Raw genomic sequence first — 18,334 nt, forward strand, 5'->3', positions numbered from 1 at the left:
GAACCTCTAAAGGAGCGAGCCTGAGCGGGACCTGCAGACCACGAATGATCATCGCCGTCGCCAATGTGAAGTTCAGTCCCAATCTGGGCGACGGCCTGCTGGCCGAGTGCCTGGAGGCCGAGCTTGCGCGGGGGGGCGCCCAAGCCCTCGCCATCGACATCGCCGGCCGCGAAGCCTTCGGCGAAGGCCTGCGCAATCGCCGCGCCATCCTGAGCCTGCTGGAGATGGCGCCTGGGCCTGTGCGCCGCGCCGGCGTCGGCGCGGCGCTCGGCCTGATGGTGAAACGGCGCCTGCGGCCGCGGTGGCGCGAGCGGCTGGCGCAGGCCGACGCCCTGGTCGTGGGCGGGGGTAATCTGCTGGCCGACGCCGACCTCAACTTTCCGACCAAGATCGACGGCGTCCTGGCCGAGGCCGCCGCCGCCAGCCTGCCGATCGGCGTCTATGGCGTGGGGGTTTCCGACAACTGGTCGAAGCGAGGCCAGGCCCTGTTCGAGCGGGCGATGACCGCAGGCCGGCTCACCCATGTGGCGGTGCGCGATCCGCTGTCCAAGGAGATCTGGGATCGCCGGCTGGGCCGCGCCGGGGTCCGCCCCGCGGAGGTCGCGCCCGATCCGGCGGTCCTCGCCGCCAGGCACTTCCCGAAGGTCGCCAAGCTGCCCGGCCCGCCGCGCGTCGGCCTTGGCGTCACCAACCCGCTGGCGCTGCGCTACCATGCCGCCGGCTTCAAGCTGCGCGACGAAGCCTTCGCCGCCTGGATGGCGCAGCTCGCGGCCGCGATGGCGGCGGAGGGCTGGAAGGTCGTCCTCTTCACCAACGGCAGCCCGGAGGATCGCGAGTATCTCGAGACCCTGGCGCCGGCCACGTGCGCGGCGGCGCCCGACGCGATCTCGGTCCAGCCCGCCTTCGACCGGCCGAGCGAAATGGCCGCCTTCCTCTCGGGCTGCGACCTCGTCCTGGCGCATCGGATGCACGCCTGCATCACCGCCTACGCCTACCAGGTCCCGCACATCGGCTTCGCCTGGGACCGCAAGCTGCTCAGCTTCTTCGAGTCCGTCGGCCGTCGCGACTTCGTGGCCTCGGCAGGGGAGGCGAGCGTCGACGAGGTGCTGGCCCTCGCCCGGCGCGCCCTGGAGGAGGGGATCGATCCCGCCGTTCACGCCGCCCAGGTCCGTGCGGCCGAAAGGGGCGTCGCCGCCCTGGCCGCCTCCTTTGCGCCGCGCTCGCTCGCCGCCGCGGAGGCCGGCCGATGATCGAGCGCATCGTCGTCGTCAACGACGCCTCCCTCGCCAAGGGCGGCGCCACCGGGCTTTCCCTGACCTCGGCCCTGGCGTTCCGCAAGCGCGGCTTCGCGGTCACCCTGCTGACCGGCGACGCCGGCCAGAACCCGGAGCTGGCGGAGGCCGGCGTCGAGGTCGTCGCCCTCGGCCAGGACCGCCTGCTGTCCTCGCCCATGCACAAGGTGCTGCTGAGCGCGCTCTACAACGGTGCGGCCAGGCGGATGGTCGCCGACTGGATCGCCCGCAACGATACGCCGGGCACCGTCTATCACCTGCACGGCTGGGCCCAGATCCTGTCGCCCTCGGTGTTCCAGGCGCTGAAGCCGGTGTCGGGCCGCCTGGTGCTCTCGGCCCACGACTTCTTCCTGGTGTGTCCCAATGGCGCGTTCGCATTCCTCAACACCGGGGCCGTGTGCTCGCTGACGCCGATGTCCGGGGCCTGCATCAAGGCCAACTGCGACCGCCGCAGCTATGCCCACAAGCTCTGGCGGGTGGCCCGGCAGTCCGTCCGCCAGTCTCTGTTCGACCTCAAGCGCGAGGCGCCGCCGGTGCTCGCCATCCACGAGGCGATGCGCCCCTTCCTGGTCCGCGGCGGGGTTCCGGAACATGCGGTCCGCACCGTGCCGAACCCGGTCCGTCCGTTCCTGACCGAGCGCGCCCCGGTCGAGGCCAACCGCGAATTCCTGTTCATCGGCCGGCTCGAGGACGGCAAGGGCCCCGACCTCGCCGCCGCGGCCGCCCGCCGGGCCGGCGCGCCGCTGCGCATCATCGGCGATGGCCCCATGCGCGCGAAGCTCGAGCAGGACTATCCCGAGGTGATCTTCGCCGGCCGGCGCAGCTTCGAGGAGATCGGCCCCCTGGCCGCCCAGGCGAGGGCCCTGGTCATGCCCAGCCGCTATCCCGAGCCCTACGGCCTGGTCGCCGCCGAGGCCCTGTGGAGCGGCCTCCCGGTGATCGCCGCCGACACCGCTTTTCTCGCACCCGATATCGTCGCCGCCGGGGCCGGCTTCTCGGCCCCGCCGCGGGACGAGGCCGCCTTGGCCGAAGCCATGACGCGTCTGCAGGACGACGACCTGGCGCGCAGCATGAGCATCGCCGCCTTCGAACGGACCCGCGCCATCGGCCTGTCGCCCGACGCCTGGATCTCGGCCCTGATCGACGCCTACGAGGAGCGCCTGAGGCTGCCTCGCGCCGCCTAGAGGATGAAGTCGTCGGCCGTCGGGATCGCCGGGCCCATGACCTTGATCATGAACTCCGAGGCTCCGTCGCCGTTGATGTCGCCCTTGACCACGTAGCCGCCTGCCTCCGGCGCGGCCATCACCTCGCCGGGCTTCTTGGTGTACCAGGTCACGAAGGTGAAAGGCTGGTCTCCGGCCAGGCTGGTCCGCGCGTCTATCCCCGAGATGTCGATCTTGTCCCCTTCGAACCGGTCGAAGTCGGTGATCAGGTCCCGCGCCGTTCCCGTGCCCGTGGAATCGGAGGTGAAGCGGAACACGAACAGGTCCGCGCCGTCTCCGCCGGTCAGGGTGTCGCCGCCGTGGCTGCCGGTCAGGGTGTCGGCGCCCGCGCCGCCGAAGATGCTGTCGGCCCCGTCGGCCCCGACGATGCGGTTGTCGCCCGCGGCGCCGCTCAGCGTGTCGGAGGAGGGCGAACCGGTCAGGTTCTCGATATTGACCAGGGCGTCGGTGGTCGTGCTGCTGACGGCCTGGAAGTCCTCCCTGGCCAGATCGACGTTCACGGCCAGCCTGGCGGTCGCATAGGAGACCGTGTCCACGCCTTCGCCGCCGTCCATCAGGTTCAGGCCCGCGCCGCCGATCAGCATCTCGTCCCGCGCCGTGCCGATCAGGGTGTCGTCGCCTTCGGTCCCGATCAGCTTGGGCGGGGCGCTGATCCCCGGCTCGGGGCCGTCGTACTTGAGAAGCTGGATCAGGTAGTTGGTGGAGTCGCCGTTGACGGTCTGGTTGGGGCCGACCGCGAAGTCGAGCACGTCGCCCACCTGCAGGTTCACATAGAGGCCGCGCAGCTCGTAGCTCTGGGTGACCAGGGCGTTGAAGATCTCGCGGCCGTTCAGCAGGATGTGCAGGTCGACGCCGTCGCCTTCGAGCGTCGACTTGCTCCAGTTTCCGGTGACCTCGACCTTCTGCGCGGGCTCGGAGGTGAAGCGCGCGACCGCCTGGATAGGATTGGCCCCGCTCCCGGCCGGAGAGAGGTTGTCGGCGTTGATCCGCAGCGGCTGGTACCAGACCGACCCGATATAGGAGGTCCACTCCCAGTCGACCTGCCCGAGGGGGTGCGTCATCCCGTCCACGGTCCGCGCGAAGTAGCCCCACTCGCCTTCGCCGTATTCCATCAGGCTGTCGGCGACCACCGGGCTTTCGCCGAGCTGATAGGTGAAGTCGCCCTGCAGCACGACCGGGCTCATCGAGAGCTGGGTCGGTGTTTCGATCGGCCGCCCGCTTGAATCCAGGGCGCGCACCTCGCCGGTGATCGCGATCTCGCGGGGCGCGCCCCACATCACATAGGTGTTCTCGCCGAAGCGATAGACCAGGGAGAGGTCGTCGCTGGTCTCCACCTGCACGGCGTCGCCCAGGGGCAGCAGTTCGCGCTGGGCGAATTCGAAAGCGGCCGCCGCCGGCTTCGGCGCGCCGGAGGTCTCGAACAGGCCCATGTTGCGGAACCAGGCCTCGTCCTGCAGCGCGTACCAGTAGCTCTCGGCCACATGCGAGGAACTGAGCATGGTGACCATCTTCACCAGATAGTCCGGGGCCGCGGCCGGATCGACGAACTCGTTCCCGAACTCGGTGGCGTAGACCGGCTTGGCGCCCCCGAACCGCTCCATCACCTCGTTCAGATGGCGCAGCTCGTCGTCCACGTGTTCGGGCGAGTTGCGGTATGGATGCAGGGCCACACCATCCATGTAATCGAGCGCGCCTTGCTCGAAGAGGTCCTCCAGGTAGCCCGTGGCGACCGAATGCGCGGCGCCGCCGAGGATCTCGACCTCCGGATGGAACGGCTTGACGGTTGCATAGACCGTCTTGAGCAGCTCGGTGTAGTAATATGGCCTGTCTGTGGTGACCGGGCCGACAATGAAGTTGTCGGCGTTGAATTCATTCCAGATCTCGACTTCCTGTACGAGGTCGCCGTACTTGTCGAGTACTTCCAATATATAGTTTGCGTATGCTTGGCGGCCTTCCGGCGTGTATGGGGTCAGGCCGCTGTCGTACAGCGTATTGGTGCCGGCGAAGGTCAGCATCGTGCCAATCCCCAGCGACTCCGCCCGGTTCATGTAATCCGTATACGCGTGAGGAAAATCGTAGACGTCGGGGGTCTTCTCTGCGCCGCCCCAAGGCTGCGCGTCGCGGATTTCCGAGACCCCTAACGCCTTCGCCTTGCGGAGAAGCGAGAGGTCCCATCCCTGCGGGAAATGTGTTTGCACGCCAAATTGCATATTAGAAGACCGCTACGCGTATTGTGAGTGTGCAATTACAGTTAAAATGCTGTTCGTGCTCGAACTTCTGGGCTGTCGTGAATTGTGTAACGACGCGTGGTGGATTTAGTTTTCTCCAGAATTGTGTATTTTCCGAGACGAATGTCGTCAACGCATCAGTTGTAAACTGTACCTCATTTCATAGAAGCTGATTTGGTTCCGTCACGGTCAAGCTAAAGGCGGACCATGCCGTGTGCCTGTGCAGCTTTGCCGTTTGGCGCCGCAGTAAGTGGCGCCGTGAAGCGCAGCCGTAGATTTTCCAGACGGCCAAGCTCAACCGCCGTTTGACTTGTCATAAAAGATTGCGACCCTGACATTCGCTACGAGTTTGATGGGTGAACTGATGTCGCAGGCCAAGGTTATCCGACCTGAACTCAACACCACCAACGCCTCAGTCAGAACACGGAGAATCGTTAATTTCGAAGCCGAGTACTTTCTGAACGCGCTTATTGCCCTCGGGGCCCTGGTCTTCCTGGCGCCGCTCATGATCGTGGTGGCGCTTGCGGTGTACCTGCAGGACGGCGGCCCGATTTTCTTCGCCCACCGGCGTATCGGCAAGGACGGACGCGCGTTCCCGTGCCTGAAATTCCGCAGCATGGCCGTCGACGCCGAAGCGCGCCTGAAGCAGTTGCTGGCCACCGATCCGGCTGCGCGCGCCGAATGGACCGCCAGCCACAAGCTGAAGGTCGATCCCCGCGTCACCCCGCTCGGCGACTTCCTGCGCCGGTCCAGCCTCGATGAGTTGCCGCAGCTCTTCAACGTGCTCCGCGGCGAGATGAGCCTGGTCGGCCCGCGCCCGGTGGTCCATGCCGAGTCCGCCCACTACGGCCATTGGTTCGAAATCTACTGCTCGGTGCGCCCGGGCATCACCGGCCTCTGGCAGGTCAGCGGCCGCAGCGACGTCTCCTACCGCCAGCGCGTCGCGCTCGACGTCCTCTATGTCCGCCGCAAGTGCCTGGCCATGGACTTCGGCATCCTCGTGCAGACGGTGCCGGCCGTGTTCATGCGGCGGGGGTCCTGCTAGGCGCTCGCCTTGGCTTTGTGGACCTATGACTTTCTGGATCGCCTAGGCGTCGTCACCCACGTCCGATACTCCGACGGCGCCTACCGCGATCATGCGGGCACGCTTGAGAAGCTCCGTTATCTCGGCCTCGACCGCATTCGCGACACCGCGCCCAAGGCCGGCGCGAAGCTTCCCTACAAGCGCTACCTCGACGCCGGCGTCCGCTTCTGCATGAGCTGCTCGCCGAGCGGCGCGGCCGTGAGCGACGCCAGCCGGGTAGGCGAGGTGCTCGACCGCATCCTCGCCGCCTTTCCCGGCGCGCGCGGCGTCGACTTCCTCGAAGGCCCCAACGAGCCGAACAACCAGCCCATCGCCTTCGCCGGGGTGAAGGACACCAAGACCAGCTTCGAGGCGGTGAAGTCCTACATGGCCGCCCTGCATCCCGAGCTTCGCCGCCGGCGCGAGTTCGACCAGATCCCCCTGCTGGGCGTGGCCAACTATCCGCGTCTCCAAGTGGCCTCGGACATGGAGAACGAGCACCCCTACCCGATGAAGGGGACCCAGCCGCGCAGCGCCATGGCCAAGGTCCTGACTGGGCGCAAGCGTCCGGTGGTGATCACCGAGTTCGGCTACAACACCGGGCCGCCCTCCAGGTTTCCGACCCCGGTGGACGAGTACACCCAGGCGCTGCTCACCCTGAACGGCCTGTTCGACGCGGTCAGCCTGGGCGCCCGGCGGACCTATGTCTACGAGCTGCTGGACGAGAAGCCGGACCCCGACTTCAAGACCCCCAACCTGCACTGGGGCCTCTTCCGCTATGACGGCACGCCGAAGATCGCCGCCCGCGCCCTGCACAACCTGACCCGCATCCTGCGGCCGGAGGCGAACGCCGGGCCGTCCGGGCCGGACCCGAAGGTCACCGGCCTGCCGCCGACCGCCAGGTCCATGGCCTTGCAGAAGGGGCCGGGCTCCTCGCTGGTCGTGCTCTGGAACGAGCCGGACATCTGGGACGAGGCCGGCCTGAAACCGATCCGTGTGGCGGCGAGCCAGGTCCAGGTCGCGTTCCCGAAGGCCCGCGCGCTTCGTCTCTATGATCCGATGCAGGACGAGCGGCCGGTCAAGGAGGCCGGGCCGTCCGACAGCCTGAAGGTGCAGCTCGGCGCATTTCCCCAGATTGTCGAAATCGTCAGAACCTGAGCTGCGGTTTTTCTGCGCAGGTCCCGTTTCTCGGCAGCGCACGGGTTGGCCCGGCGTAAGGTGGCGGCCCGTCCGCGCAGATTCGCGGGCGAAGTGCGTTTTTGAAGGAGCCGCCAAATGATCATTGCCGGATGGATTCTCGCGATCCTGGGCCTGGCCCAAGTGGTGTTCGCCGGCACGATCGAAGTGTCTCAACTCACCGAGGGCAACCGCCTGATCGGCTTGGCGCCCAGCGTCGTCGCCAATGTCGATCTGGTCGGCCAGCGGGCGATGATCCACCAGGGCGGCTGCGCGACCTTCCTGGCCGGAGCGATTTTCATCGGCGCGGCCTATCTGAAGCCTGCGCCGGCGGGCGAGGAGTCCAAGACCTGGACCGGCATCGCGGCCATCGCCGCCCTGGTGCTCACTGTCGCGGCGGTCGGCGGCTTCGGCGCCTTCCTCTACGCTCTGCACGTCCAGAACTCCGACCAGCGGCTGGTGGACGAGATCCGCGCCCGCGAGGCGCGCAACCAGTCCACCGAGGCGCTCATGCAGGAAGCCGACCGGCGCCTGCGCAACGAAGCCGAGGCGGCGGCCGCGGCGGCCTCTCGCTAAGGCCAAGCCTCTTGCGCGACAGCGCGGCTGCTCGCATGAGGAGCCCATGAGCCAGCCCCTGTTCTTCGATCTCCGCGCCACCCACAATCCGCATCGCTGGTACCTGCCGTTGACCCCCTCGGTCTGCGTCGGGTCGAGCGACAACCTCTTCATGTTCGGCGGGGTAGGCATGGCCTCGGCGATCGTGGCCCTGGAGCGGACCTGCGAGCGTCCGGTGATCTGGGCGACGGCCCAGTACCTCTCCTATGCGCGGCCGCCCAGCGTGGTCGACCTCGACGTCTGGGTCCCGGCCGCCGGCAAGTACAACAGCCAGGCCCGGGTGATCAGCCACGTTGGCGACAAGGAGATCCTGACCGTCAACGCCGCCCTCGGCTCGCGGCCCAGCGACATCTCGCGCCAGTGGCTGACCATGCCCGAAGCGCCGCCGCCGGAGGATTGCGAACCGTCCGAGCACTGGCGCGGCGGCGGCAACGACCTGCACAGCCGCATTGAGGTCCGCGTGGCCCAGGGTCGCTACGGCGCGGCCAGCATCGGCGAGCCGGCCGACGATGGCCGGCTGCTGCTCTGGATCCGCTCGCGCGAGGGTCTGCCGGTGGATTCCAGCCTGCTGGCGATCATGGCCGACTTCATCCCCGGCGCGGTCGGCAACGCGCTTGGCCTCAACGCCGGCGGCAACAGCCTCGACAACACCATCCGCTACCGGCGGATCGTGCCGACCGAATGGGTGCTGTGCGACATCCGCATCCATGGGGTCCACGGCGGCTTCGGACACGGCGCCATGTATCTCTTCGCCCAGGACGGGGAACTGATGGCGACCGCCAGTCAGTCGCTGATCGTCCGCGTGCGCGAGGGCCTAGACTAGGGCCTCCAGCAGGCCCGCCCGCGCCAGGTCCTTGTCGCGGCCGAACCGGCGGCAGATCTGCGCCTGCTCGGCCGCGCTCGGCGTGTAGAGCGCCGCGCCCTTCCAGGCGATCTCCTGCCGCGTCGCCGGGGTCACGGGGGCCCAGGCGCCGCCGGAAAAGCATTCGAACCCGGCCATGATCTCGACTGGCAGGTCCGCCAGCAGCGCCTTGGCGAAGATCTTCGACTGGAAGAGCGGGGAGGGGGCGGCCGCGACCGGCTCTGCGCCCCACCTGGCCATCAGCGCGCGGGCGTCGCGCTCGGAGACGATCAGGTCGACGTCAGGCGGCGAGAGCCCGGGCACGCCGGCCAGCGCCATGCCCGCGCTTCCGAACACCCACCACGGGTCCTCAAGGTCCGCGCAGCCCTCGGCGACCAGGTCCAGGACGGGCTCGAGGCGCCCATTGATCTGCGGCATAGCCATGCGCTCCTCCTAGAGAGGTTCACGGCGGGCCTCAATCGGTTGTAGCTAGGCCCATTGTAGCTAGGCGCGCGCTCGGGGCAGGGCGCGGACGGGGAGGCGAATTGATGGAAATGGCGCGCAAACATGGGCCGTGGGCCTTGCTGGCCATCCTCGGGGCCGTGTCGCTGGCGGTGCTCGCCACCGCGCGGGGCGAGACGGTCAACTCGATCTGGATCCTCACCGCCGCCGTCTGCGTCTATCTCGTCGCCTACCGCTACTACAGCCTCTACATCGCCACGAAGGTGATGCGGCTGGACGGGGCGCGTCCGACGCCTGCGGTCACCCGCAACGACGGCTTGGACTACGTCCCGACCAACCGCTACGTCCTCTTCGGCCACCACTTCGCCGCCATCGCCGGCGCAGGCCCCCTGGTCGGGCCGGTCCTGGCCGCGCAGATGGGCTACCTGCCCGGCGTGCTCTGGATCCTGGCGGGCGTGGTCATCGCCGGCGCCGTGCAGGACTTCCTCGTCCTGGTCATTTCCATGCGCCGGGACGGACGGTCGCTGGGCGAACTGATCAAGGAGGAGATGGGGCCGATCCCCGGCGTCATCGCCCTCTTCGGCGCCTTCATGATCATGGTGATCATCCTGGCGGTGTTGGCCCTGATCGTGGTCAAGGCGCTGACCGCCAGTCCCTGGGGGACCTTCACCGTCGCGGCCACCGTGCCGATCGCCATCGTCATGGGCCTCTACATGCGCTTCGTGCGTCCCGGCCGGATCGGCGAGGTGTCGATCTTCGGCTTCGTGATGCTGATCATCGTGATCCTGGCGGGCCAGAAGGTCGCCGCGTCCCCGACGCTCGCCCCGCTCTTCACCTTCACCGGCCTGCAGCTCTCCTGGATCCTCATTGCCTACGGCGCGATCGCCGCCGTGCTGCCGGTCTGGCTGCTGCTGGCGCCGCGGGACTATCTTTCGACCTTCCTGAAGATCGGCGCGATCCTGGCGCTGGCCATCGGCATCGTGATCATGCGGCCGGATCTGCAGATGCCGGCCATCACCCAGTTCGCCGCCGGCGGCGGGCCGGTCTGGTCGGGCGCGCTGTTCCCGTTCTTGTTCATCACCATCGCCTGCGGCGCGGTCTCCGGCTTCCACGCCCTGATCTCCTCGGGCACCACGCCCAAGCTGATCGATAACGAGCTCAATTCCCGCTTCATCGGCTACGGCGGCATGCTGATGGAAAGCTTCGTGGCGATCATGGCCATCATCGCCGCCTCCATCCTCGATCCGGGCGTCTACTTCACGATGAACAGCCCGGCCGCTGTCATCGGGACCACCGCCGAGAGCGCCTCGACCGCCGTCGCCGCCATGGGCCATCCGGTCTCCCCGCAGATGATCGAGCAGACCGCCCGCGACGTTGGCGAGACCACCATCATCTCCCGCGCCGGCGGCGCTCCGACCCTGGCCGTCGGCATGGCCCAGATCTTCTCCCATGTGCTGGGCGGCAAGGCGATGATGGCGTTCTGGTATCACTTCGCCATCCTCTTCGAGGCGCTGTTCATCCTGACCGCGGTCGACGCCGGCACCCGCGCCGGCCGGTTCATGCTGCAGGACCTGCTGGGGACCTTCGCCCCGCGCTTCAAGGAGACCTCCTCCTGGCCGGCGAACCTGACGGCGACCGGCCTCTGCGTAGCCGCCTGGGGCTTCTTCCTGCACCAGGGCGTCACCGACCCGCTAGGCGGGGTGAACACGCTCTGGCCGCTGTTCGGCATCTCCAACCAGATGCTGGCGGCCATCGCCCTGATCATGGCCACGGTGGTCATCTTCAAGATGAAGCGCGAGCGCTACGCCTGGGTGACCATCATCCCGGCCCTCTGGCTCTGTGTCTGCACCCTGACCGCCGGCTTCCAGAAGCTGTTCTCGCCGGACCCGGCCGTCGGCTTCCTGTCGCACGCCGCCAAGTACGCCGAGGCCCTGGCCGCCGGCCAGGTGCTGGCCCCGGCCAAGTCGGCGGCGGAAATGAGCAAGATCGTCTCCAACGACCGCATCGACGCGGCCCTCTGCGCCGTCTTCATCGCGGTGGTGCTGAGCATGATCTGGTTCGGGGTCGGCGCCTGCATCAAGGCCTATCGCGCCGGGGGCTGGACCGCGCGCGAGCTCAATCCCGACGCAGTGGCGGCGGAGTAGGGGAATGGCCCAGGCAAACCCGTTCGCGCGCTTCGCCCAGTGCCTCTGCGACGGGGCGCGCCTGATGGTCGGGGTTCCGAGCTACGAGGCCTATGTCGAGCACATGGCCCGGACCCATCCGGATCAGACGCCCATGACCCACGCCGAGTTCTTCCGAGACCGGCAGGACGCCCGCTACGGCGGGGGTGGTCGCGGCGGCTTTCGCTGCTGCTGAAAAAGCGAAAGGCCGGCGTCGCCGCCGGCCTTTGCCGTAAGAGAGCTTGTGCGCTGCTGTTTAGCGCGCGGCCACAGTGGAGTTGGCGTTGGCTTGAGCCAGCGCGAAGTTGTCCATGCTGGCCTTGGTCGTGGCCTTAACGCAGCGGGCGTAGGCGTCGACGATCAGGGTTTCGTTGCGCGTGGCGCGGAAGCAGACGGTGCGGGCGGCTTGGCCCACTTCGGCTTCGACCTGGGCCGGCGACTTGCCTTGCAGGGCGATGCGGACGCCAGCGGCTTGAGCGGGAGCGGTGACGGCGAGAGCGGCCACGGCGGTGAGGGCGGTCAGGGCAATGGTACGGATCATAATCACTAATTCCCGGAAAGGGGTTGGGGCCAACCACCTCCCGACGTTTCCTGTTTAGACGGCGGTTCAAAATGTGGGCGCGACCGCTTCGCCTGAATCCTTCCTGCACCCGCTAACTGTCGGTTTCAAGAGGTTTTGTTGCGCTGCAATAAAAAAGTGCTGCGCTGCAACCTGGGTGGGTGGCGCGCGGCCTTTGCGACTTTTCGGGCAGAGCTGCGTTTCCCGGGCACGCCTATTGCGGCGGCGGAGGTCGGGCCGTTCCGGAATGAAACACTTGCGCGCCGGCGCGGCTTAACCTTTGAGTAACCATAATTGAAAGCCGAGGCCCCATGCTGCCGACCGCCCTCGCCGCCGCTGCGGCCATGATCGCAAGCTCCTACGCGCCGGCCGCGCGGCCGACCCAGACCGAGCAGGCGGTGATCGCGCAGGTGATGGTCGATTGCGAGATCGCCGGGGCGACCCTCACCGACTGCAAGGCCGTCGACGCCCAGGGACCTCAGGCGGCCGAAGCCGTCCGTCTCGCCCAGCAGATCGAGGTCTCGGAAGCCTTCGCCCTGGCCAATCCCGGCCGGATTCTCGTGCGGATGAACGTCACCCCCTAAGAGCGGTTGACCACCGGCGCCGGCCTGGCGCCTCTTGCGCCCCGCGAAGCACGGAGAGCGCATATGGAAAAGCGGAAGCTGGGCCAATTCGAAGTGTCGGCTATCGGCCTCGGCTGCATGAGCCTGTCCCACGCCTACGGGACGCCGCCGCGACGCGCCCAGGCCGAGCGGGTGCTGCTGGGCGCCCTGGACGCCGGCTACACCTTCTTCGACACCGCCGCGATCTACGGCATGGGTCATAACGAGACCCTGGTGGGCGAGGTGCTGGGCCACCGCCGCAGGGAGTTCGTCCTGGCCTCCAAGTGCGGCATGTCCAACGGCGACCAGCGCGAGATAAACGGCCGCCCGGACGTGCTGAAGGCGACCTGCGAGGATAGCCTCCGGCGCCTGCGCACTGACGTCATCGACCTCTACTACCTGCATCGCTGGGACAAGCGTGTCCCCATCGAGGAGAGCGTTGGCGCCCTGGCCGACCTGGTGAAGGAGGGGAAGGTGCGCGCCATCGGCCTTTCCGAGGTCTCGGCGCCGGCCCTGCGCCGCGCCCACGCGGTCCATCCGATCACCGCCTTGCAGACCGAATACTCGCCCTGGACCCGCAATCCCGAGATCGCCGTGCTCGAGGCCTGCCGCGAGCTTGGCGTCACCTTCGTGGCGTTCAGCCCGGTGGCCCGCGGCTTCCTGGCCGGGGGCGTCACCGACCCGGCGGCCTTGCCGGATGGCGATCTGCGCAAGACCATGCCCCGTTTCCAGGGCGAGGCCTTCGTCGCCAACCTGAAGCTGCTGGAAGGCTTCAAGGCGCTGGCCCGCGAGGCCGGCTGCACGCCGGCCCAGCTCTGCCTGGCCTGGCTGCTGCGAAAGGGGGTGGACATCGTGCCGATCCCGGGCACCGCCAACCCCGACCACATGGTCGAGAACGCCCGCGCCGCCGATGTCCGGCTGTCGGACGCCGTCATCGCCAAGGTCGAGGAACTGGTGAACCCGCAGACGGTGTCGGGCCCGCGCTACGCGCCAGCCGCCCAGGCCACCGTCGACACCGAGGGCTAGGAGGCTTCCAGCGACCGCGCCGCGTCGGCCAGCGCTTCCTGCGCCATGCGCCGCGCGCGCTCGGCCACCTCGTCGGCCGGCAGGTCGTGCAGGCCGCGCGGCCGCGGCAGGCTGACCTGCACGGTGATCCCGTCGCGGGTCATCATCGAAACCCCGACGATGGTCGGGCTCACGGTCACGGAAGGCGGCAGGGAGAGGTCTGGCATCGGCGTCGCTCCAGGTCCCCCAAGCGCTTTGCGCCCCGCCGCCCGCCCTGTCCAGGCACGCTTTTATGACCGCGGGAGGTTGGAACCGACGCACTGGAATCTACAGCAGGTCCCGGCCATCCATGGACGCCGAAAGCCGCCGGGAGCGCGCGCAGCGTCGCCCCTAGGCCGGAGCGTCCATCCCGAACAGCTCCTCGTGCTTGGCGCAGATCGTCGGCCAGAGGCCGGCGGCTTCCGGCACGTGCAGGTCGAACACCTCTTCCAGCACCTGGACGAACTCGTCCTGCGAGCCGATCAGATGGCTCTCCCGGCCGCCCGGCCGCACCTTGCGCAGCGTGCGGCCGAGCAGGCTGGCGACGCCGTCCGGGCCATGCCGGAACGCCAGCGCGGTCTGGGTGAACACCGACTCCGGCGAGGTCGCCAGCCACTGGCAGGTCCTCGCCAACTGCGCCCGGTCGGCCGGCTCGTCGCGGAAGTCGAAATAGGGCGCGCCGCCGAAGGTGTGGTTGTGGAAACGCAGCCAGCCGTCGGGCAGCTTCTCCAGCCGGAAGTTGTAGCCGGCGCAGCGATGTGGGCCGAGCTTCAGCGGCAAAGGCTCCTGCGTCCCGTCGCCGAACCCGACGTCGGCGAGGTAGGGCCGGTCCAGGTCTACCCGCAGCACCAGGTGGTTGCCGTGCGAAAGCTCGCCCCGTTCGCCCCGGGTGACCGCCCCGGCCATCTCCGTCACCGTAAAGCCGATCTCCCGCAGCACGGCGGCGAACAATCCGTTCATCTCGTAGCACCAGCCCCCACGGCGGGCGCCGACGATCTTATCGAACGCCGCCTCGGGGGTCAGCGTCATCGGCCGCCCCAGCAGCACGTCGAAATTCTCGTAAGGCACGGCGCGCAGGTGCGCCCTGTGCAGGGCCCGCAGGCTCTCCAGGTCCGCCCTGGGCGATCCGACGAAGCCGACCCGGTCGAGATAGGCCTGAACCTGCACGCTCGCTCTACTCCTTGGGCGTTTCGTTCGACCGTTCGGCGCCCTGGATCATGGCCACGATCTCCGGCCTGATGTTCTCCGCGCCCTTCTCCATCATATGGGAGACGATCCGGGCGCCAACCGCTGCGCGCGTCTGGGCCGTGAACTCGGTCTTGTTGGAGCGCACCCAGTCCATCGAGGCCTGCCGGTTGACGTTGAGCTGCTGGAAGTGCGGGATGACGTAGCGCGCGATCATCTCGTAGGACCGCTTGGTGTCCTCCCATCGCGCCCAGTTGTGCGCCATCAGCAGGAAGCAGCCGAAGCCGCCGCTCTCCTCCCGCAGTTGTTCGATGCGCGCGATGGCCTCGTCGGGCGTGCCGACCACCGCCTGGCCCAGGGCCAGATAGGCCTCGACCGGATCGCCCTTGAAGTCGTCGGGCACCATCGGAAGGTTGGCGATCTCGCGGAAGTAATAGATCCACTTCTCCAGCCCGAAACGGATCTGCTCGATCGCCTTGTCCTTGGTCTCGGCGATGTGCATCTGGCCCACCAGCCGCCAGCGGCTGCGGTCCATGGTCTGGCCGTTCTCCGCCGCCAGCCCCTCGGCGATGCCCCAGTTGGCGGCCAGGGAGTTGAACCCAGCCGAGGTGGTGGCTCCCAGCGACAGCAGTCCAAGGCCGTGCTTGCCTGCCGCTCGCGCCCCGGTCGGCGAGACCTGGTTGGCCACCGCCATCTCCACAGAGGGCCGGGAATAGGGAGCCATCTGCAGCCGGGCGTTCACCAGGCTGAACCACTCGCACTCGTAGCTGACCTCCTCGCCGCGCATCAGGCGCACCAGCACGTCCAGGGCCTCGTCCATCCGGTCGCGCTGCTTGGCGACGGGGATGCCCATCATGAAGGCGTCGGACGACAACGCGCCGGGCCCGACCCCGAACATCACCCGGCCGCGGGTCATGTGGTCGAGCTGGTTGATCCGGTCGGCCAGCATCATCGGATGGTGATAGGGCAGGGACGAGACTCCGGTCCCCAGGCGGATGTGCTTGGTCCGCTCGGCCGCTGCGGCGATGAAGATCTCCGGGCTGGCGATCAGTTCGTAGGCGGCCGAGTGATGCTCCCCGATCCAGGCCTCCTCATAGCCGAGCTGGTCCATCCACTGGACGAGTTCCAGGTCGCGCTGGATGGCGAGGGTGGGGTTCTCCTCGATCGGATGGAATGGCGCGATGAAGGCCCCGAAGCGCAACTTTGTTCCCAGCATCACGGCCTCCCTTGGCGGTTTCGACGAGGCTAACGCCCGTTCCCCGAAAAACGCCAGACTGACGCCCCGTCAGTCACTTACGGTCTCTTGCGCACCTTCCAGGAACCTCAGCACGGAGAGTTCGAAGGCCCGCGGCGAGCCGCTCGCCGTCAGCGGCAGCGTCCCGCGCTCATAGGCCTCGAGCACCAGCGGGTGGATGTAGGAGCCGCGGCACACGGCGGCCGTATTGCCCAGCAGGGCGGCCGCCGCCTTCACCGTCGTCACCACCCTTCGCTTGGCCTCGGCGGCGTCCTTGGCCGGCGGCTGCTCCACTAGGCCGCGCGCGGCGTAGAGCGTCCCGGCCCAGGTGCGGATGTCCTTGGCGGAGAACTCCTCGCCGATGCTTGCGCGGATGTAGGCGTTGACGTCGGCGGACTCCACCGCGTGCCGCTCGCCCGCCTCGTCCAGGTACTGGAACAGCCGCTGGCCCGGAATGTCCTGGCAGGCCTTGACGATCCTCGCCAGCCGCCGGTCGCGAAACCCCGTCTTGTGCGGCTTGCCCGACTTGCCCTGGAACTCGAACACCGCGCCGCCGCCGGTGATCGAAGCGTGCCGGTCGCGCAGGGTGGTCAGTCCGAAGCTCTTGTTGGTCTTGGCGTATTCGTCGTTCCCCACCCGGATCAGGGTGAGCTCCATCAGCCGCACCACCGCGGCCAGCACCTTCTCGCGGGGCAGGCCGCGTCGGCGCAGGTCATGCTCCACCTGCCGCCGCAGCCGCGGCAGCGCGCGGCCAAACGCGATCAGCCGGTCGAACTTGGCCTCGTCCCGGGCCTGCCGCCATCGGTCGTGATAGCGGTACTGCTTGCGCCCGCGGGCGTCGCGGCCGGTCGCCTGGATGTGGCCTCGCGCCGAGGCGCAGATCCAGACCTCGGTCCAGGCCGGCGGCAGGACCAGGGCCCTGATCCGCTCCAGGGTCGCGGCGTCGCGGACCACGCGCCCTTCGGCGTCGCGATAGCCGAAGCCGGTCGCCGCCTTCACCCGTATGATCCCCGCATCGTCGGCGTTCACATAGATGAGGCCGCCCGGCGGCGCGTCGGTGTCGCAAGGCATGTCGAGCATTTGGGAAAGCGTGCGGCTCGTGGCAGGAAGCACCGCGGCTCAAACGAGGGCCGCCCGCGCCGGTTCCTCTCGGTCAAAGGATGCCAAAAGTGAACTATCGTCACGCCTTCCACGCCGGGAACTTCGCCGACATCGTCAAGCACGCGGCCCTGCTGGATCTGCTGGCGCGGCTGCAGGCCGCGCCCGAACCGCTGGCGGTGTTCGATACTCATGGCGGCCGGGGGCTCTACGACCTGTCGGGGGACGAGGCCCAGCGCTCGGGCGAGGCGCGGGCCGGCATCGAGCGGTTGATGACGTCGGGCGACCTGCCGCCGGCGCTCCAGCCGCTGCAGGCGGCGGTCAGCAAGCTCAACGCCGGCGGCGAGACCACTCTCTATCCGGGCTCGCCGCTGCTGGTGGCCGGCGCCCTGCGCAAGGGCGACACCTATCTCGGCTGCGAGCTGCGGCCGCAGGAGCATTCGGCCCTCTCCGAAACCCTGGCCGGCTGGCCGGCGGCCAAGACCGCCTGCGCCGACGGTTACGTGGAGGTGCAAAAGCGCCTGCCGAAGGAGGGGGCGGTCCTCGTCCTCATCGACCCGCCCTTCGAGAAGAGCGACGACTACGAGCGCTGCGCCGCCGCGGTCGCCGCCATGACCCGTAAGAACCCGACAGCCGTCGTGATGGTCTGGCTGCCGGTCAAGGATCTGGAGACCTTCGACGCCTTTCTGCGCGAAACCGAGGACGCCTATGACGGACGCCTGCTGGTGGGCGAGGCGCGGATGCGGCCGCTGACCGATCCGATGAAGATGAACGGCTGCGCCCTGGTGGTCGCCAATGCTCCGGCAGGCTTCGAGGCGCCCTTAGGCGAAATCTGCCGCTGGGTGGTCGAGACCCTCGGCGAGAACGGCAAGGCCGAGGTCTGGACGGCCGGCTGATCTTGGCGTCGGCGGGGCGCTTGGGCTATGGCTTGCCTTTGCCGACAGGGGAAATTTTCAGCGCGTGGCCAAGCGGCTCTTCGATTTCATCGCTGCGCTTGCGGGCCTGATCGCGCTGTCCCCGGTCCTGGCGGCGATCGCGCTGGCCGTGCGCATCGACAGTCCCGGTCCCGCTCTCCACTGGTCCAGCCGGGTCGGGCGGCGCAACCGCCTGTTCAAGATGCCGAAGTTCCGCACCATGCGGACCGGCGCGCCCAACGTGGCCACCCACCTCCTGGAAGACCCCGACGCCTGGATCACACCGCTGGGCCGCTTCCTGCGCCGCACCAGCCTGGACGAACTGCCCCAGCTCTGGAGCGTCCTGACCGGACAGATGAGCCTGGTCGGCCCTCGGCCGGCGCTCTTCAACCAGGATGACCTGGTCGCCCTGCGGACCGCCGCCGGCGTCGACGCTCTGCGTCCCGGCGTCACCGGCTGGGCTCAGATCAATGGCCGCGACGAGCTGCCGGTCGAGGACAAGGCCAGGCTGGACGCCGAGTACCTCGCCATCCAGAGCCTCCCGCTCGACGTGAAGATCATCCTGCGCACCGCCCTGACCGCCTTCTCCGGGCGCGGGGTCCGACACTAACAAATCCAACCGTCTTGGCTTTCATG

19 protein-coding genes are annotated in these 18,334 nt (G+C 68.3%); 12 read left to right on the top strand and 7 right to left on the bottom strand.

The window, feature by feature from the left end:
- The first annotated feature begins 44 nt into the window (after positions 1 to 44).
- Together ABID41_RS18730 and ABID41_RS18735 are read left to right on the top strand one after the other, a co-directional pair.
- The gene (locus ABID41_RS18730) at positions 45 to 1,250 is read left to right on the top strand and encodes a polysaccharide pyruvyl transferase family protein (RefSeq protein ID WP_354298484.1); all 1,206 of its coding nucleotides are present in this window, start codon (positions 45 to 47) and stop codon (positions 1,248 to 1,250) included.
- Positions 1,247 to 2,476 carry a glycosyltransferase family 4 protein gene (locus ABID41_RS18735; protein WP_354298485.1) on the top strand — a complete coding sequence of 410 codons (1,230 nt, stop codon included), beginning with the start codon at positions 1,247 to 1,249 and terminating at the stop codon, positions 2,474 to 2,476. The genes ABID41_RS18730 and ABID41_RS18735 overlap by 4 nt, the downstream gene beginning before the upstream one ends.
- On the opposite strand, the gene ABID41_RS18740 is transcribed toward ABID41_RS18735, so the two are convergent.
- Positions 2,473 to 4,530: a calcium-binding protein gene (locus ABID41_RS18740; protein WP_354298486.1), complete on the bottom strand. Its 2,058-nt coding sequence runs from the start codon at positions 4,528 to 4,530 to the stop codon at positions 2,473 to 2,475. The two genes, ABID41_RS18735 and ABID41_RS18740, sit on opposite strands and share 4 nt — an antisense overlap.
- A 565-nt stretch (positions 4,531 to 5,095) precedes the next feature.
- Here ABID41_RS18740 and ABID41_RS18745 point away from each other — a divergent pair.
- From ABID41_RS18745 to ABID41_RS18760, 4 genes are all read left to right on the top strand, one after another.
- Positions 5,096 to 5,788 carry a sugar transferase gene (locus ABID41_RS18745; protein WP_354298487.1) on the top strand — a complete coding sequence of 231 codons (693 nt, stop codon included), beginning with the start codon at positions 5,096 to 5,098 and terminating at the stop codon, positions 5,786 to 5,788.
- Between the two features lie 9 nt (positions 5,789 to 5,797).
- Complete coding sequence (locus ABID41_RS18750; protein ID WP_354298488.1) at positions 5,798 to 6,964, top strand: hypothetical protein; 1,167 nt, start codon at positions 5,798 to 5,800, stop codon at positions 6,962 to 6,964.
- A 117-nt stretch (positions 6,965 to 7,081) separates the two neighbouring features.
- The gene (locus ABID41_RS18755) at positions 7,082 to 7,558 is read left to right on the top strand and encodes a hypothetical protein (RefSeq protein WP_331932586.1); all 477 of its coding nucleotides are present in this window, start codon (positions 7,082 to 7,084) and stop codon (positions 7,556 to 7,558) included.
- A gap of 46 nt (positions 7,559 to 7,604) precedes the next feature.
- Complete coding sequence (locus ABID41_RS18760; RefSeq protein WP_354298489.1) at positions 7,605 to 8,420, top strand: acyl-CoA thioesterase; 816 nt, start codon at positions 7,605 to 7,607, stop codon at positions 8,418 to 8,420.
- On the opposite strand, the gene ABID41_RS18765 is transcribed toward ABID41_RS18760, so the two are convergent.
- Positions 8,412 to 8,882, bottom strand: coding sequence for a hypothetical protein (locus ABID41_RS18765; protein ID WP_354298490.1), 471 nt, complete (start codon positions 8,880 to 8,882; stop codon positions 8,412 to 8,414). The genes ABID41_RS18760 and ABID41_RS18765 overlap by 9 nt on opposite strands.
- A 110-nt stretch (positions 8,883 to 8,992) precedes the next feature.
- Here ABID41_RS18765 and ABID41_RS18770 point away from each other — a divergent pair, with 110 nt between their 5' ends.
- Both ABID41_RS18770 and ABID41_RS18775 read left to right on the top strand, forming a co-directional pair.
- Entirely contained in the window at positions 8,993 to 11,044 is a 2,052-nt protein-coding gene (locus tag ABID41_RS18770; protein ID WP_331932589.1) for a carbon starvation CstA family protein, read from the top strand.
- A 4-nt stretch (positions 11,045 to 11,048) separates the two neighbouring features.
- The gene (locus tag ABID41_RS18775; RefSeq protein ID WP_354298491.1) at positions 11,049 to 11,258 is read left to right on the top strand and encodes a YbdD/YjiX family protein; all 210 of its coding nucleotides are present in this window, start codon (positions 11,049 to 11,051) and stop codon (positions 11,256 to 11,258) included.
- A 60-nt stretch (positions 11,259 to 11,318) separates the two neighbouring features.
- Here the strand turns inward: ABID41_RS18775 and ABID41_RS18780 are convergent, their stop codons facing one another.
- Positions 11,319 to 11,603 (bottom strand): hypothetical protein, encoded by a 285-nt coding sequence (locus ABID41_RS18780; RefSeq protein WP_331932591.1) that lies wholly within the window; start codon positions 11,601 to 11,603, stop codon positions 11,319 to 11,321.
- A 329-nt stretch (positions 11,604 to 11,932) separates the two neighbouring features.
- Here ABID41_RS18780 and ABID41_RS18785 point away from each other — a divergent pair, with 329 nt between their 5' ends.
- Both ABID41_RS18785 and ABID41_RS18790 read left to right on the top strand, forming a co-directional pair.
- Positions 11,933 to 12,205 (top strand): hypothetical protein, encoded by a 273-nt coding sequence (locus ABID41_RS18785; protein ID WP_354298492.1) that lies wholly within the window; start codon positions 11,933 to 11,935, stop codon positions 12,203 to 12,205.
- A 63-nt stretch (positions 12,206 to 12,268) separates the two neighbouring features.
- Complete coding sequence (locus ABID41_RS18790; protein WP_354298493.1) at positions 12,269 to 13,249, top strand: aldo/keto reductase; 981 nt, start codon at positions 12,269 to 12,271, stop codon at positions 13,247 to 13,249.
- Here the strand turns inward: ABID41_RS18790 and ABID41_RS18795 are convergent.
- From ABID41_RS18795 to ABID41_RS18810, 4 genes are all read right to left on the bottom strand, one after another.
- On the bottom strand, positions 13,246 to 13,455 hold the full coding sequence (locus ABID41_RS18795; protein WP_354298494.1) for a hypothetical protein: 210 nt from the start codon (positions 13,453 to 13,455) through the stop codon (positions 13,246 to 13,248). The genes ABID41_RS18790 and ABID41_RS18795 overlap by 4 nt on opposite strands.
- Positions 13,456 to 13,618: 163 nt before the next feature.
- A complete protein-coding gene (locus ABID41_RS18800; protein ID WP_354298495.1) occupies positions 13,619 to 14,434 on the bottom strand; it encodes an arylamine N-acetyltransferase family protein in 816 nt (271 codons plus the stop codon).
- A 7-nt stretch (positions 14,435 to 14,441) separates the two neighbouring features.
- Entirely contained in the window at positions 14,442 to 15,668 is a 1,227-nt protein-coding gene (locus ABID41_RS18805) for an LLM class flavin-dependent oxidoreductase (RefSeq protein ID WP_354298496.1), read from the bottom strand.
- A gap of 69 nt (positions 15,669 to 15,737) precedes the next feature.
- Positions 15,738 to 16,766, bottom strand: a complete 1,029-nt coding sequence (locus ABID41_RS18810; protein ID WP_354298497.1) for a DNA topoisomerase IB — start codon at positions 16,764 to 16,766, stop codon at positions 15,738 to 15,740.
- Positions 16,767 to 16,846: 80 nt separating this feature from the next.
- On the opposite strand from ABID41_RS18810, the gene rlmJ reads away from it, so the two are divergent.
- Positions 16,847 to 17,680 (top strand): 23S rRNA (adenine(2030)-N(6))-methyltransferase RlmJ, encoded by an 834-nt coding sequence (rlmJ, locus tag ABID41_RS18815; RefSeq protein WP_354298498.1) that lies wholly within the window; start codon positions 16,847 to 16,849, stop codon positions 17,678 to 17,680.
- Positions 17,681 to 17,744: 64 nt separating this feature from the next.
- Complete coding sequence (locus ABID41_RS18820; protein WP_331931973.1) at positions 17,745 to 18,308, top strand: sugar transferase; 564 nt, start codon at positions 17,745 to 17,747, stop codon at positions 18,306 to 18,308.
- The last annotated feature ends 26 nt before the right edge of the window (positions 18,309 to 18,334 follow it).

It is taken from the genome of Phenylobacterium koreense (assembly GCF_040545335.1).
GTDB lineage: Bacteria > Pseudomonadota > Alphaproteobacteria > Caulobacterales > Caulobacteraceae > Phenylobacterium > Phenylobacterium koreense.

What these genes read in the sequence shown, in the direction of transcription:
- ABID41_RS18735 (WP_354298485.1), top strand. Translation starts at nt 1,247, where the DNA reads ATGATCGAGCGCATCGTCGTCGTCAACGACGCCTCCCTCGCCAAGGGC.
- rlmJ (WP_354298498.1), top strand. Translation starts at nt 16,847, where the DNA reads ATGCCAAAAGTGAACTATCGTCACGCCTTCCACGCCGGGAACTTCGCC.
- ABID41_RS18740 (WP_354298486.1), bottom strand. Translation starts at nt 4,530, where the DNA reads ATGCTGACCTTCGCCGGCACCAATACGCTGTACGACAGCGGCCTGACC.
- ABID41_RS18795 (WP_354298494.1), bottom strand. Translation starts at nt 13,455, where the DNA reads ATGCCAGACCTCTCCCTGCCGCCTTCCGTGACCGTGAGCCCGACCATC.
- ABID41_RS18775 (WP_354298491.1), top strand. Translation starts at nt 11,049, where the DNA reads ATGGCCCAGGCAAACCCGTTCGCGCGCTTCGCCCAGTGCCTCTGCGAC.
- ABID41_RS18745 (WP_354298487.1), top strand. Translation starts at nt 5,096, where the DNA reads ATGGGTGAACTGATGTCGCAGGCCAAGGTTATCCGACCTGAACTCAAC.
- ABID41_RS18765 (WP_354298490.1), bottom strand. Translation starts at nt 8,882, where the DNA reads ATGGCTATGCCGCAGATCAATGGGCGCCTCGAGCCCGTCCTGGACCTG.
- ABID41_RS18805 (WP_354298496.1), bottom strand. Translation starts at nt 15,668, where the DNA reads ATGCTGGGAACAAAGTTGCGCTTCGGGGCCTTCATCGCGCCATTCCAT.
- ABID41_RS18810 (WP_354298497.1), bottom strand. Translation starts at nt 16,766, where the DNA reads ATGCTCGACATGCCTTGCGACACCGACGCGCCGCCGGGCGGCCTCATC.
- ABID41_RS18770 (WP_331932589.1), top strand. Translation starts at nt 8,993, where the DNA reads ATGGCGCGCAAACATGGGCCGTGGGCCTTGCTGGCCATCCTCGGGGCC.
- ABID41_RS18730 (WP_354298484.1), top strand. Translation starts at nt 45, where the DNA reads ATGATCATCGCCGTCGCCAATGTGAAGTTCAGTCCCAATCTGGGCGAC.
- ABID41_RS18790 (WP_354298493.1), top strand. Translation starts at nt 12,269, where the DNA reads ATGGAAAAGCGGAAGCTGGGCCAATTCGAAGTGTCGGCTATCGGCCTC.
- ABID41_RS18755 (WP_331932586.1), top strand. Translation starts at nt 7,082, where the DNA reads ATGATCATTGCCGGATGGATTCTCGCGATCCTGGGCCTGGCCCAAGTG.
- ABID41_RS18760 (WP_354298489.1), top strand. Translation starts at nt 7,605, where the DNA reads ATGAGCCAGCCCCTGTTCTTCGATCTCCGCGCCACCCACAATCCGCAT.
- ABID41_RS18780 (WP_331932591.1), bottom strand. Translation starts at nt 11,603, where the DNA reads ATGATCCGTACCATTGCCCTGACCGCCCTCACCGCCGTGGCCGCTCTC.
- ABID41_RS18785 (WP_354298492.1), top strand. Translation starts at nt 11,933, where the DNA reads ATGCTGCCGACCGCCCTCGCCGCCGCTGCGGCCATGATCGCAAGCTCC.